The 13,263-nt window shown below is 72.7% G+C and carries 12 protein-coding genes; 9 read left to right on the top strand and 3 right to left on the bottom strand.

Translation table 11 applies throughout. The features are described 5' to 3' along the window. The first annotated feature begins 44 nt into the window (after nucleotides 1–44). The 7 genes from MVA48_RS12805 to MVA48_RS12775 all read left to right on the top strand — a co-directional run bounded on the left by MVA48_RS12805 (nucleotide 45) and on the right by MVA48_RS12775 (nucleotide 8,052). Complete coding sequence (locus MVA48_RS12805; protein ID WP_246980895.1) at nucleotides 45–995, top strand: Rossmann-like and DUF2520 domain-containing protein; 951 nt, start codon at nucleotides 45–47, stop codon at nucleotides 993–995. Continuing rightward, on the top strand, nucleotides 992–1,960 hold the full coding sequence (gene panC, locus MVA48_RS12800; protein ID WP_246980894.1) for a pantoate--beta-alanine ligase: 969 nt from the start codon (nucleotides 992–994) through the stop codon (nucleotides 1,958–1,960). Before MVA48_RS12805 ends, panC begins: the two co-directional genes overlap by 4 nt. After that, nucleotides 1,848–2,261 carry an aspartate 1-decarboxylase gene (gene panD / locus MVA48_RS12795; protein ID WP_246980893.1) on the top strand — a complete coding sequence of 138 codons (414 nt, stop codon included), beginning with the start codon at nucleotides 1,848–1,850 and terminating at the stop codon, nucleotides 2,259–2,261. Before panC ends, panD begins: the two co-directional genes overlap by 113 nt. 4 nt (nucleotides 2,262–2,265) lie before the next feature. After that, complete coding sequence (locus MVA48_RS12790) at nucleotides 2,266–3,051, top strand: type III pantothenate kinase (protein ID WP_246980892.1); 786 nt, start codon at nucleotides 2,266–2,268, stop codon at nucleotides 3,049–3,051. Between the two features lie 35 nt (nucleotides 3,052–3,086). Next, the gene (gene lysS, locus MVA48_RS12785) at nucleotides 3,087–4,601 is read left to right on the top strand and encodes a lysine--tRNA ligase (protein WP_246980890.1); all 1,515 of its coding nucleotides are present in this window, start codon (nucleotides 3,087–3,089) and stop codon (nucleotides 4,599–4,601) included. A gap of 160 nt (nucleotides 4,602–4,761) precedes the next feature. Beyond that, entirely contained in the window at nucleotides 4,762–5,106 is a 345-nt protein-coding gene (locus tag MVA48_RS12780) for a histone-like nucleoid-structuring protein Lsr2 (protein WP_246980887.1), read from the top strand. A 405-nt stretch (nucleotides 5,107–5,511) separates the two neighbouring features. Further along, nucleotides 5,512–8,052: an ATP-dependent Clp protease ATP-binding subunit gene (locus MVA48_RS12775; protein WP_246980885.1), complete on the top strand. Its 2,541-nt coding sequence runs from the start codon at nucleotides 5,512–5,514 to the stop codon at nucleotides 8,050–8,052. A 175-nt stretch (nucleotides 8,053–8,227) separates the two neighbouring features. Here MVA48_RS12775 and MVA48_RS12770 read toward each other — a convergent pair whose 3' ends face one another. Beyond that, a complete protein-coding gene (locus MVA48_RS12770) occupies nucleotides 8,228–9,127 on the bottom strand; it encodes an A/G-specific adenine glycosylase (RefSeq protein ID WP_246980882.1) in 900 nt (299 codons plus the stop codon). Between the two features lie 77 nt (nucleotides 9,128–9,204). Between MVA48_RS12770 and MVA48_RS12765 the strand changes: the two genes are divergently transcribed. Then, nucleotides 9,205–9,879, top strand: a complete 675-nt coding sequence (locus tag MVA48_RS12765; protein WP_246980880.1) for a MucR family transcriptional regulator — start codon at nucleotides 9,205–9,207, stop codon at nucleotides 9,877–9,879. 204 nt (nucleotides 9,880–10,083) lie between these two features. Beyond that, entirely contained in the window at nucleotides 10,084–10,674 is a 591-nt protein-coding gene (locus MVA48_RS12760; protein ID WP_246980878.1) for an SUKH-4 family immunity protein, read from the top strand. Nucleotides 10,675–10,676: 2 nt separating this feature from the next. On the opposite strand, the gene disA is transcribed toward MVA48_RS12760, so the two are convergent. Continuing rightward, on the bottom strand, nucleotides 10,677–11,762 hold the full coding sequence (gene disA, locus MVA48_RS12755) for a DNA integrity scanning diadenylate cyclase DisA (RefSeq protein ID WP_246980876.1): 1,086 nt from the start codon (nucleotides 11,760–11,762) through the stop codon (nucleotides 10,677–10,679). Nucleotides 11,763–11,890: 128 nt separating this feature from the next. Further along, entirely contained in the window at nucleotides 11,891–13,258 is a 1,368-nt protein-coding gene (radA, locus tag MVA48_RS12750; RefSeq protein WP_246980874.1) for a DNA repair protein RadA, read from the bottom strand. Between the last annotated feature and the right edge of the window lie 5 nt (nucleotides 13,259–13,263).

The raw sequence follows: 13,263 nt of genomic DNA, 5'->3' as shown, positions 1-13,263 counted from the left end.
CCGACGTCCGGTACCCGCGAGGGACTGGAACGAGAGGTGCACCGATGCCTGCTCGCCGCAGGACCCATCGCGCCGCCGGACTCGATCCGGCGGCCACCGCGCCCGCCCGCCTCCGCGTGGGCGTCATCGGCGCGGGCCGTGTCGGCGCCGTCCTCGGCGCCGCGCTCGCCGACGCCGGCCACGACGTCGTCGCCGCCTCCGGGCTGTCCGCCGCCTCCGCCGAGCGCGCCGCGCGCCTGCTGCCCGGCGTGCCCCTCGTCCCCGCCGACGAGGTCGTCGCCGCCTCCGACCTGGTCGTCCTCGCCGTTCCGGACGACACCCTGCCCGGTCTGGTGGCCGGCCTCGCCGAGACCGGCGCCTGGCGGGCCGGTCAGCTGGCGTTCCACACCTCCGGCGCGCACGGGCTCGCCGTGCTGACCCCCGCCGAGCGCGCCGGCGTGCTGCCGCTGGCGCTGCACCCCGCCATGACCTTCTCCGGCGCTCCCGAGGATGCCGACCGCCTGCCCGGCGTGCCGTTCGGCGTGACCAGCCGCGAGGAGCACCGCGCGGTCGCCGAGACCCTCGTCCTGGAGATGGGCGGCGAGCCGTTCTTCGTCGCCGAGGCGGACCGGAAGCTGTACCACGCGGCGCTGGTCACCGGCGCGAACCACCTGGTCACCCTCGTCGCGGAGGCGGCCGACATGCTGCGCGGCGCCGGCGTCCCCGACCCCGCCCGGGTGCTGGCGCCGCTGCTGACCGCCGCGCTCGACAACGGACTCCGCCGCGGGGACCGCGGCCTGACCGGCCCGGTCAGCCGTGGCGACGTCGGTACGGTGCGCGACCACCTCGAGACCCTCTCCGAGCGGGCGCCGAAGTCGGTGGCCGCATACGTCGCCATGGCCGAGCGGACCACCGAGCGCGCGCTGGCCGCCGGCCGGCTCAGGAAGCACGAGGCCGCGCCGCTGCTCGACCTGCTGGCCGGCAACCTCGACGAGGACACGGCGGGGTCGCGGTGACCGGCCGGCCCGTCGTCGCCGAGACGGTCGCGGACCTCCGCAAGCTGGTCGACGACCTTCCCGGCCCCGTGGCCCTCGTGCCCACCATGGGCGCGCTGCACGAGGGGCACCGGACGCTGGTGCGAGCCGCCCGGGAGCGGGCGGCCACCGTGGTCGTCTCGGTGTTCGTCAACCCGACCCAGTTCGGCCCCGGCGAGGACTTCGACCGCTACCCGCGCACCTGGGACGCCGACCTCGCCGCCCTGGCCGACGAGGGCGCCGACGTGGTCTTCCACCCGCCGGTGGAGGAGGTCTACCCGCCCGGCGCCGCCGGCGTCGCGGTGGACCCCGGCCCGCTCGGCTCGGTGCTGGAGGGCGCCGTCCGGCCCGGGCACTTCGCCGGGGTCCTGACCGTGGTGGCCAAGCTCTTCGGTCTCGTCCGCCCGGACGTCGGGCTGTTCGGCGAGAAGGACTACCAGCAGCTCACCCTGATCCGGGCCATGGCGCGTGAGCTCGCGCTGGGCGTCGAGGTCGTCGGCGTGCCGACCGTCCGGGAGGACGACGGCCTGGCGCTGTCCAGCCGCAACCGGTACCTCGCGCCGGAGCAGCGGGCCGCCGCCGTCACCGTGTCGGCCGCGCTGCGCGCCGGAGCGGCCGCCGGGCCGCGAGGAGCGGATGCCGTCCTCTCGGCCGCCCGTTCGGTGCTGGACACCGAGCCGTCGCTGCTCCAGGACTACCTCGAACTCACCGATCCAGATCTCGGGCGGCACCGACCGCCGGACCGGCCCGCCTGCTCGTCGCCGTCCGCGCCGGCACCACCCGACTCCTCGACAACATCGCCGTCCAGCTGGGAGAGCCCCGATGATGCGCACGATGCTCAAGTCCAAGATCCACCGTGCGACGGTCACCCAGGCCGACCTGCACTACGTCGGCTCGGTGACCATCGACGAGGACCTCCTCGACGCCGCCGACCTGCTGCCCGGTGAGCAGGTCGCGATCGTCGACGTCACCAACGGCGCCCGGCTGGAGACCTACGTCATCCCCGGCGAGCGCGGCAGCGGCGTGATCGGGATCAACGGGGCAGCGGCGCACCTCGTGCACCCCGGCGACCTGGTGATCATGATCAGCTACGGCGTCATGGACGAGACCGAGGCGAAGAGCTACCTCCCCAAGGTCGTGCACGTCGACGGAGCCAACCGGATCGTGGAGCTCGGTGGCGACCCCTCGGCGCCCGTCCCGGGCGCGGCCGACCAGCAGCGCAGCGACTTCGGCGTCCCGATCCGGTGACCGCGTGCTGCTGACCGTCGACGTCGGCAACAGCCAGACCGTCCTCGCGACCTTCGACGGCGACCATCGCATCGACTGCTGGCGGGTGACGACCGCGCCCCGCGCCACCGCCGACGAGCTGCGGATGCTGTGGCGCGGCCTGCTGCGCGACACCGAGATCACCGGGGTCGCGGCCTGCTCCACCGTCCCGGCGCTGCTGCCCGCGCTGCGCCAGCTGCTGGACTCCCTCGACGTGCCGGTCGTCCTCATCGGACCCGGCGTGCGCACCGGCGTCCCGCTGCACGTGGACAATCCGCGCGAGGTCGGTGCCGACCGCGTCGTGACCGCGCTGGCCGCGCACGAGCTGTTCGGCCGCTGGCCCGACGGCCGTGGCCGGCCGGTCGTCGTCGTCGACTTCGGCACGTCGACCAACGTCGACGCCGTCGGTCCCGACGGCCAGTTCCTCGGTGGCGCCCTCGCCCCGGGGGTCGAGGTCAGCCTCGACGCCCTGGCCACCCGCGCGGCCCAGCTGCGCTCGGTCGAGCTCACCTGCCCGCCGCACGCGATCGGCAAGAACACGGTCGCCGCACTGCAGTCCGGCCTGGTGCTCGGGTTCGCCGGCCTGGTCGACGGGCTCGTCAGCAGGATCGCCGCCGAGCTGGTCGGGCAGTTCGGCGCCGCGCCGGTCGTCGTCGCCACCGGCGGGCTCTCGTCCCTGGTCGTGGACAGCTGCCGCTCCATCGGGGAGAGGGAGCCCGACCTCACCGTGCACGGGCTGCGGCTGGCCTTCGAGCGGCACCAGGCCAGGTAGTTCCGCGTCGTCCGCCGTCCGTAGGCTCTCGGACCGTGAGCGACGGACCCATCGGCGACGACGGCGGCAGCGAGGAACTCCCCGAGCAGATGCGGGTGCGCCGGGCCAAGCTCGACCGGCTGCGGGAGAACGGCATCGATCCGTACCCGGTGACCGTCGAGCGGACGACCACGCTCGCCGCCGTCCGCGCCGCCCACCCCGACCTCGAGCCCGACGCCATGACCGGCGAGACCGTCGGCGTCACCGGTCGGGTGATCTTCTTCCGCAACACAGGGAAGCTGTGCTTCGCCACCCTCCGGGAGGGCGACGCCGAGCTGCAGGTGATGCTCTCCCGGGACCGGGTGGGCGAGGAGTCGCTCGCGGCCTGGAAGGCCGACGTCGACCTGGGGGACCACGTCCTGGTGACCGGGGAGATCGGGACGTCGCGCCGCGGGGAGCTCTCGGTCTTCGCGGACTCCTGGCAGCTGACCGCCAAGGCGCTGCGGCCGCTGCCCGTGGCGCACAAGCCGATGAGCGAGGAACTGCGGGTCCGGCGCCGGTACGTGGACCTCATCGTCCGGGACGAGGCGCGGCGCACGGTCCGCCAGCGGGCCACCGTCATGTCGACGCTGCGAGCCGGTCTGACCGCCCGGGGGTTCCTCGAGGTCGAGACGCCGATGTTGCAGACGGTGCACGGGGGCGCCGCCGCCCGGCCATTCCGCACGCACATGAATGCCTTCGACCTCGACCTCTACCTGCGCATCGCACCGGAACTCTTCCTGAAGAGGTGCATCGTCGGCGGACTGGACCGGGTGTTCGAGATCAACCGCAACTTCCGGAACGAGGGAGCCGACAGCTCCCACTCGCCAGAATTCGCGATGCTGGAGACGTATCAGGCCTATGCCGACTACCAGGTGATGGCCACGTTGACGCGCGAGCTGATCCAGGAGTGTTCGTCGGCATTGTTCGGCGACCACGTCGCGCGCCACCACGACGGGACCGAGGTGGACCTGTCGGGTGAGTGGCCGCAGCTGCGGCTCTACGACGCGGTGTCCGACGCGGTGGGCGAGGAGATCACGCCGCAGACCCCGGTCGAGCAACTGCGGGCGGTCGCCGACAAGCACGACGTCGGCGTCGATCCGGCGTGGTTGCCCGGCAAGGTGGTCGAGGAGCTGTTCGAGGCCCTGGTGCAGCACGCGCTGCAGGCACCCACGTTCGTCGTCGACTATCCGCTGGACACCTCACCGCTGACCCGCGCGCACCGCTCGGAGCCGGGCCTCGCGGAGAAGTGGGACCTCTACATCGGCGGTGTCGAGCGGGCCACCGCGTACTCGGAGCTGGTCGACCCGGTCGCGCAGCGGGAGCGGTTCACCGCGCAGGCGGCGCTGGCCGCGGCCGGCGACCCGGAGGCGATGGCGCTCGACGAGGACTTCCTGGAGGCGCTCGAATACGGGATGCCCCCCACGGGCGGCATGGGCATGGGCATGGACCGGCTCATGATGACGCTGACCGGCCTCGGAATCCGCGAGACAATCCTGTTCCCGCTGGTGCGTCCGCTTTCTTCTCAGTGAAACCAGGACGGTCCGCTTCCCGTCGGTTTTCCTTGAAACTCGCACCTTTAGCCACGCGATTGGGCATAATGGTGTCGCCGTGTGCGGCAATGGTATGGTCCCCACAACGGGGAGACAATTCCAGTCCGGCAACAGCCGTTGCGAGAAGTGAGGATCCTTAATGGCGCGCAAGGTCCAGGTCATCCTGAGCGACGACCTCGACGAGAACCTGTCGGCCGACGAGACGGTCAGTTTCGCACTGGACGGCACGTCGTACGAGATCGACCTGGCGGACAAGAACGCCAAGGAGATGCGCGACGCCTTCTCCCGTTACATCTCGGCCGCGCGGAAGGTCGGTCGCGGCTCCCGCGCGTCCGGCGGCGGCCGATCCCGCGCCACCGGTGGCCGCATGGACCGCGAGCAGGCCGGCGCGATCCGCGACTGGGCCCGCAAGAACGGTCACGCCGTCAGCGACCGCGGCCGCATCCCCGCCAGCGTCGTCGAGGCCTACGAGGCCGCGCACTGAGAGAGCACCCGTGACGTCGCAGCACCTCTGAGGTTGCTGCGACGGCCCGCGCGTGTCAGCGCCGATCGGCCCGGTCCCCGCTCCAGGGGGCCGGGCCGTCGTCGTCCCCGGCCCCACGTCCTGCGGAGTGCCAGGGCGCGGGATCGGCGTCCCTCGCACTCCACCTGCGGTGATCTGCGCCGCCGCCTCCGTCCGCTGACGGCGTAACGCCGGGGGAAATCCGGGCGGCCCCGCGCCGGTTGGACCGGACAGCCACCCCACGCCTCTGTCGCACGCCGACAGGACGTCGTGGTCCGCGACTACAGTGGAAAGACCGGTGCCCCCCAGCGCCGACGGATGTCGGGTGCTCCTTCCCTGGACGGGGGAGAGCAGTGCCGGACCAGCCGGTCGAAGGAGAAGCAGCAGATGTTCGAACGGTTCACCGACCGAGCCCGCCGTGTCGTCGTCCTGGCCCAGGAAGAGGCCCGGATGCTCAACCACAACTACATCGGCACCGAGCACATCCTCCTGGGTCTGATCCATGAGGGTGAGGGCGTCGCTGCCAAGGCACTCGAGTCCCTCGGCATCTCGCTCGAGGGCGTCCGCCAGCAGGTCGAGGAGATCATCGGCCAGGGCCAGCAGGCTCCGTCCGGCCACATCCCCTTCACCCCGCGGGCGAAGAAGGTGCTGGAGCTGTCGCTGCGCGAGGCGCTGCAGCTCGGCCACAACTACATCGGCACCGAGCACATCCTGCTCGGCCTGATCCGCGAGGGCGAGGGCGTCGCCGCCCAGGTCCTGGTGAAGCTCGGCGCCGACCTCAACCGCGTCCGCCAGCAGGTCATCCAGCTGCTCTCGGGCTACCAGGGCAAGGAGCCGGCCGCGGCCGGCGGCCCGGCCGAGGGCACCCCCTCGACCTCGCTGGTGCTCGACCAGTTCGGCCGCAACCTGACCCAGGCCGCGCGCGACTCCAAGCTCGACCCGGTCATCGGGCGGGCCAAGGAGATCGAGCGGGTCATGCAGGTCCTGTCCCGGCGGACCAAGAACAACCCGGTCCTCATCGGCGAGCCCGGCGTCGGCAAGACCGCCGTCGTCGAGGGCCTGGCCCAGGCCATCGTCAAGGGCGAGGTGCCCGAGACGCTCAAGGACAAGCAGCTCTACACGCTGGACCTCGGTGCGCTCGTCGCCGGTTCCCGCTACCGCGGTGACTTCGAGGAGCGGCTGAAGAAGGTCCTCAAGGAGATCCGCACCCGCGGCGACATCATCCTGTTCATCGACGAGATCCACACGCTCGTCGGTGCGGGTGCCGCCGAGGGCGCGATCGACGCCGCCAGCATTCTCAAGCCGATGTTGGCCCGCGGTGAGCTGCAGACCATCGGCGCGACCACGCTCGACGAGTACCGCAAGCACCTGGAGAAGGACGCCGCGCTCGAGCGCCGATTCCAGCCGATCCAGGTCGGCGAGCCGACGCTGCAGCACACCATCGAGATCCTCAAGGGCCTGCGCGACCGCTACGAGGCGCACCACCGGATCAGCATCACCGACGCGGCCCTGGTGGCCGCGGCGACGCTGGCCGACCGGTACATCTCCGACCGCTTCCTCCCCGACAAGGCGATCGACCTGATCGACGAGGCCGGTGCCCGGATGCGGATCAAGCGGATGACCGCGCCGCCGGACCTGCGCGAGTTCGACGACCGGATCGCCGGCATCCGCCGCGAGAAGGAGTCGGCGATCGACGCGCAGGACTTCGAGAAGGCCGCGTCGCTGCGCGACAAGGAGAAGACGCTCCTCGCCGAGAAGGCCGAGCGCGAGAAGCAGTGGAAGGCCGGCGACATGGACGTCGTCGCCGAGGTCGACGACGAGCAGATCGCCGAGGTGCTGGCCAACTGGACCGGCATCCCCGTCTTCAAGCTCACCGAGGAGGAGACGACCCGTCTGCTCCGCATGGAGGACGAGCTCCACAAGCGGATCATCGGCCAGGAAGAGGCCATCAAGAGCGTCAGCCAGGCGATCCGGCGCACGCGTGCGGGCCTCAAGGACCCGCGCCGTCCCGGTGGCTCCTTCATCTTCGCCGGCCCCTCCGGTGTCGGTAAGACGGAGCTGGCGAAGGCGCTGGCCCAGTTCCTGTTCGGTGAGGACGACGCGCTCATCCAGATCGACATGGGAGAGTTCCACGACCGGTTCACCGTGTCGCGCCTGGTCGGTGCCCCTCCCGGCTACGTCGGCTACGACGAGGGTGGCCAGCTGACCGAGAAGGTGCGGCGCAAGCCGTTCTCGGTGGTCCTCTTCGACGAGATCGAGAAGGCGCACGCGGACGTGTTCAACACGCTCCTGCAGGTGCTCGAGGACGGCCGGCTCACCGACGGCCAGGGCCGGATCGTGGACTTCAAGAACACGATCCTGATCCTCACGACCAACCTCGGTACGCGGGACATCTCGAAGGCCGTCGGTCTGGGCTTCCAGGTCGGCAACGACACCCAGAGCAACTACGAGCGGATGAAGCTCAAGGTCAACGAGGAGCTCAAGCAGCACTTCCGGCCGGAGTTCCTCAACCGCATCGACGACATCGTCGTGTTCCACCAGCTGACCGAGAACGAGATCATCGAGATCGTCGACCTCATGGTCAACCGGGTCGAGACCCAGCTGGCGAACAAGGACATGTCGCTCGAGATCACCCCGGCGGCCAAGAAGCTGCTGGCCCAGCGTGGTTTCGACCCGGTGCTGGGTGCCCGTCCGCTGCGCCGGACGATCCAGCGCGAGATCGAGGACGCGTTGTCGGAGAAGATCCTCTACGGCGAGCTGACCGCGGGTCAGATCATCGTGGTGGACGTCGAGGGCGAAGGGACCGACGCGAAGTTCACCTTCCGCGGCGAGGCCAAGCCCATCGACCTGCCCGACACCCCGCCGGTCGCCCTCTCCGGCGCCGAGGGTGGGTCCGACGAGGAGGGCCCGGCCGCCGACGCCAAGTAGTCCTCAGCACGACCGAAGGGGCCGTTCCCACCGCGAGGTGGGGCGGCCCCTTCGCCGTCCGCCCCCGCCCGCGCCGTCCCACCCCGACGATCAGCCGCCGCCCGCGCCACGATCAGCTGCCCTGATCATGCGGCGTCCTCCCTCACCGCACGACGTGAGGGAGGACGCTCGACGATCAGGTTCCCTGATCCCCGACGGGGAGGCGGAAGAGGCCGTCGGGTGTCTGCTCGACCAGACCGTCGGTGATCAGCGAGTCCAGGCACCGTGAGCGCTGGACCGGGTCGCCCCAGGCCGCATCGAGCGCCGCCGCATCGACGGGCTCGTGCGCCGCCCGCAGGACGTCGAGCAGCTTCCCGCGCACCTGCCGGTCGGTGCCGGCGAACTTCTGCCCGCGCCGAGCAGGCCCGTCGTGCGCGGGCGACCCCGCCAGCCGCCACGCGCACCGGTCCCGCACGGGACAGATGCCGCAGCGGGGCGTGCCGGCGACGCAGACCAGCGCGCCGAGCTCCATCGCGGCCACGGAGAAGCGCCGGGCGCGGTCCGGGTCGGCCGGCGTCAGCTCGAGGACGTCGGCGAGGTCCGCGGTGCGGGCGTTGCCGGCCTCGGCGCGGCCGTGCAGCACGCGGGCGACGACGCGACGGACGTTGGTGTCCACCACCGGCTGCGGCTGGCCGAAGCCGAAGCACGCCACGGCGCGGGCGGTGTACGTGCCGATGCCCGGCAGCGCCTCGAGCTCGGCCACGGACGAGGGGACGACGCCGCGGTGCCGCTCGACGATCGCGGCGGCGGCCTCCCGCAGCCGCAGCGCCCGTCGCGGATAACCGAGCTTCCCCCAGGCGCGGATGACGTCGGCGGGCGCGACGGCGGCCAGGTCTGCCGGGCGGGGCCACCGGTCCAGCCACTCGCGCCAGACCGGCTCCACCCGCGCCACCGGCGTCTGCTGCAGCATGACCTCGCTGACCAGGACGGCCCACGCATCCACGCCGGGACGGCGCCAGGGCAGATCGCGGGCCGCGACGGCGTACCACTCGACGATCGCCTCGCCGGTCGACCGGCGGACTTCCTGGGGTGTCACGGGAACCCAGTGTGCCCAACCGCTGCCAGCGGCGTGCCGAGCCGGTCCGTCCGCCGGCGACCACTAGCGTTCGCGGCGTGTGGCACCCGGTCGGCGCGCTGCCCGCCCGCGTCTACTGGCGGCGCAGACTCGTCGTGCTGACCGCCCTGCTGGCCGTCCTGGGCGGCGGCACGTGGCTCGGGATCACCGTCATCGACCAGGACGACGCCGGTGCCGCCGCCGGGTCGGCCGCGTCCGGGCCACCGCCGCGGACGCCCGAGCTGGACCGCGTCGTCCCCTCGGTGGCCAGGGTGGCCATGCCCAGCCCGCCCGCGGTCCCTCTTGCCGCGCCGGACGCCAGGGAGACGGCTGCCGCTCCGGCCGGTCCCCGGGCCGGGGACCCCTGCACGGACAGCATGGTCGAGGTGACGGTCCGCTCGCCGGGGACTGCAGCCGTGGGCAGCAAGCCGACGTTCGAGCTGGTGGTGCGGAACGTGTCCGCCGTTCCCTGCGTGCGCGCCCTCGACAAGGAGCTGCAGGAGATGCAGCTGCACGACGGGGGCGGCAACCGGGTGTGGGGCAGCAACGACTGCTTCCCGGAGGAGAGCGACGACCTCCGCACGCTCGCCCCGGGGAGGCGGTGTCGACCCCGCTCGTCTGGGGAGGGCTCACCAGCCAGCCGGGCTGCGCCGGGCAGCGAGTGCCCCCGCCGCCGGGCAACTACCTGCTCAGTGCTCGCCTGGACACCGCGCTCTCGCCGCCGGCACCGCTGACCCTGGGCTGACGTGGGACAGCAGGGCGTCCTCCCATGGCTGTTCCCCCGGCCGCACGAGGTCGCGATCGTCGAGGCGGTGCTTGCCGCAGTGGAGGATCCGAGGGTTGAGGTCCTGGCCCGTCAGTTCGCGCGGTCGCGCGTCCGGCGCCGGAGGACGCGAACGGCCCTTCGGGTGGAGCAAGAGTGGACGACCGGCGATCTCGTGGATCTGGACGAGGACCGGACGAGCGACTGGGTCCCGACGACGACCACCCGCGGAGTTCCCGTGCGCGTCCGGCTGCAGGTGTCGGCCGGCGGGTTCCTGACCACGCTCGAGATGGAGTCCGACGCGCGGCTGCCGCGACGGCCGCAGGTCGACACGCGAGCCCTGCGTGCGGCCTCCCGGGGTGCGCTCGACCTCGCCGGGCCCACCGAGCTGCCGGGACTGCGGGCATGGCTGCGCGACTGGCTCGGGTCACTGCCGCAGATGTGCCCGGTGACGGCGGTTCCGGGCGGTCCGGCGGCCCGTGCTGTCCTGGAGTCGCACGGGACGCCGCCGGCGGAGCTCGCGGCCCTGGTCGACCGCTACGACGGGCTGCGCGTGGGCAGCCGGCGGATCGTCGCGGCGAGGGAAGTCCTGGTCGTCGACCTGGCCGGCACGGCCTACTGGGTCATCGACGAGGACGACGGCTCCCACACGGTCCTGGACCCGCGCACGGGCCGGGTGCTGACCGTGGACAAGGGCGACGACCGGCCGGTCGATTCGGGGATCGGCCTGCGCGAGTGGTTCCGGGCCGGCTGCCCGTCGGCCTGAGCTCAGCTGTAGCGGTCGAGGATCGAGGTCTCGGCCAACCGGGAGAGGCCCTCGCGGATGCCGCGGGCCCGCGCCTCGCCGACGCCCTCGACGGCCAGCAGGTCCTCGATGGTCGCCGCGAGGAGCTTCTGCAGCCCCCCGAAGTGGTCGACGAGCCGGTCGATGATGCCCGACGGCAGCCGGGGCACGCGGTTGAGCAGCCGGTACCCGCGCGGGCTGACAGGGGAGTCGAGCGCGTCGGGCGACGTGGGCAGGCCGTAGCAGCGGGCGACCGCGGAGAGGTCCAGCAGCTCGGTGGCGGTCAGCGCCCGCAGGTCGGTCAGCACCTGCTCGATCGTCCGCGGACGACGTCCCCCGCCCGGCATGTAGTCGCGGACGAGCAGGCCGCGGTCCTCCTCGACACCGGCCAGCATCTCGTCGAGCTGCAGGGCGAGCAGCCGACCGTCGGTGCCCAGCTCGACGACGAAGCCCTCGATCTCGTCGGCGATGCGCCGCACCATCTCCAGCCGCTGGCTCACACTCATCGCGTCGCGGACGGTGACGAGGTCCTCGATCTCCAGCGCCGACAGCGTGCTGGCCACCTCGTCGAGGCGGAGCTTGTAGCGCTCCAGGGCCGCCAGGGCCTGGTTGGCGCGGGCCAGGATGGTGGTCGGGTGCTCGAGCGTGTACCGCCGCCCGGCCACGTACACGCTGATGATGTGCATCGACTGGCTGACCGAGATGACCGGGAAGTCGGTCTGCAGGGCGACCCGCTCCGCGGTGCGGTGCCGGGTGCCCGACTCCTCGGTGGGGATCGTCGGGTCGGGCATCAGGTGGACGCCAGCTCGGACGATCCGCGTGCCGTCGTAGGAGACGATGACCGCGCCGTCCATCTTCGCCAGCTCGCGCAGGCGGGTGGCCGACAGCGCGACGTCGAGGGCGAACCCGCCCGTGCACAGCGACTCGACCACCCGGTCGTAGCCGAGCACGATCAGCGCACCCGTGCGGCCGGCCAGGATGCGCTCCAGGCCGTCGCGGAGCGCGGTCCCGGGGGCGATACGGCCGAGGAGTTCGCGCAACGCGACCTCGGGATCCACCTCGGTGGGCACGAGCGCTCCTGACGGTCGAGTGGTACGGGGGCCGAGTCTACGTGGCGCGGGCCAGGGGAGTCGCTGCTCGGGTCGTGCCGACCCGGCCCGCACCCCTGCTCCGCGCCGCTTAACGAGACTCTAGAGAGCTAGAACAGCCGGTGGAAGGCGGCGCCGAGATCGGGGACCTCGACCAGCCGCATGCCGGGAGGTGCAGCGCCGGCATCGGGCGGTACGAGCGCGACCTTGTAACCCTGCCGCGCGGCCTCGGCGAGGCGTCGGCCCGTGCCGCCGACGCGGCGGATCTCCCCGGACAGCCCGACCTCGCCGATCGCGACGACGCCGGAGGGCAGCGGGCGGTCCTTCTGCGCCGAGGCGATGGCCAGGGCGAGTGCCAGGTCTGCGGCCGGCTCGGCGATGCGCACGCCACCCACCGAGGCGGCGAAGACGTCGGCGTCGGCGAGCTTGATGCCGCCTCGGCGCTCGACGACCGCGTTCACCATGGCCACCCGCTGTGAGTCCAGCCCGCTCACCGCCCGCCGCGGTGAGCCGCCGCCGCCCGACCCGGCGACGAGGGCCTGCACCTCGGCGAGCAGGGGCCGGCTGCCCTCGAGGGTCACCGTGACGCAGCTGCCGGGCACCGGGGCCACCCGCCGGGACACGAAGAGCGCCGACGGGTCGGGCACTCCCACGACGCCGGAGTCGCCGATCTCGAAGCAGCCGATCTCGTCGGCAGGACCGAACCGGTTCTTGGTCGCCCGCACCAGCCGCAGCGTCGAGTGCCGCTCGCCGTCGAACGCGACGACCACGTCGACCAGGTGCTCGAGCGTGCGCGGGCCGGCGATCGCGCCGTCCTTGGTCACGTGTCCGACCAGGATCGTCGTCATGCCGCGGCTCTTGGCCACCGCGGTCAGCGCGCCCGCCACAGCCCGCACCTGGCTGGCGCCGCCGTCGGTGCCGTCGACGGCGGGCGAGCGCACCGTCTGCACGCTGTCGAGGATGAGCAGCGTCGGCTCGACCTGCTCCACGTGCGCCAGGACGGCGGACAGCTCGGTCTCGGCCGCCAGGTAGAGGTTCTCGTGCAGGGCGCCGATGCGTTCGGCCCGCAGCCGCACCTGGCCGGCGGACTCCTCACCCGAGACGACCAGGGCCGGGCCGCTGCGCTCGGCCACGCGGTGGGCGACCTCGAGCAGCAGCGTCGACTTGCCCACGCCCGGCTCGCCGGCGACGAGCAGCACCGCTCCGGGGACCAGCCCGCCGCCCAGCACGCGGTCGAACTCGTCGATGCCGGTGGGGACGGCCCGTGCCCCGGCGAGCTCCACCTGCGCGATGGGACGGGCCGGAGCGGTGACCGGCCCTGCCGCGACGGCGCGGAGAGCGGCCGCAGGCGCCCCGAACTCCGCGATCGTGCCCCACGCCTGGCACTCGGGACAGCGACCGACCCACTTGGCCGACGTGTAGCCGCACTCGGTGCAGCGGTGGGCGGGTCGAGCGGTCTTCACTCCGGAGGCAGCCACACGGC

The organism is Blastococcus sp. PRF04-17 (genome assembly GCF_023016265.1).
In the GTDB taxonomy this organism is placed as follows: Bacteria; Actinomycetota; Actinomycetes; order Mycobacteriales; family Geodermatophilaceae; genus Blastococcus_B.
This window is presented reverse-complemented; position numbering and strand designations above follow the sequence as displayed.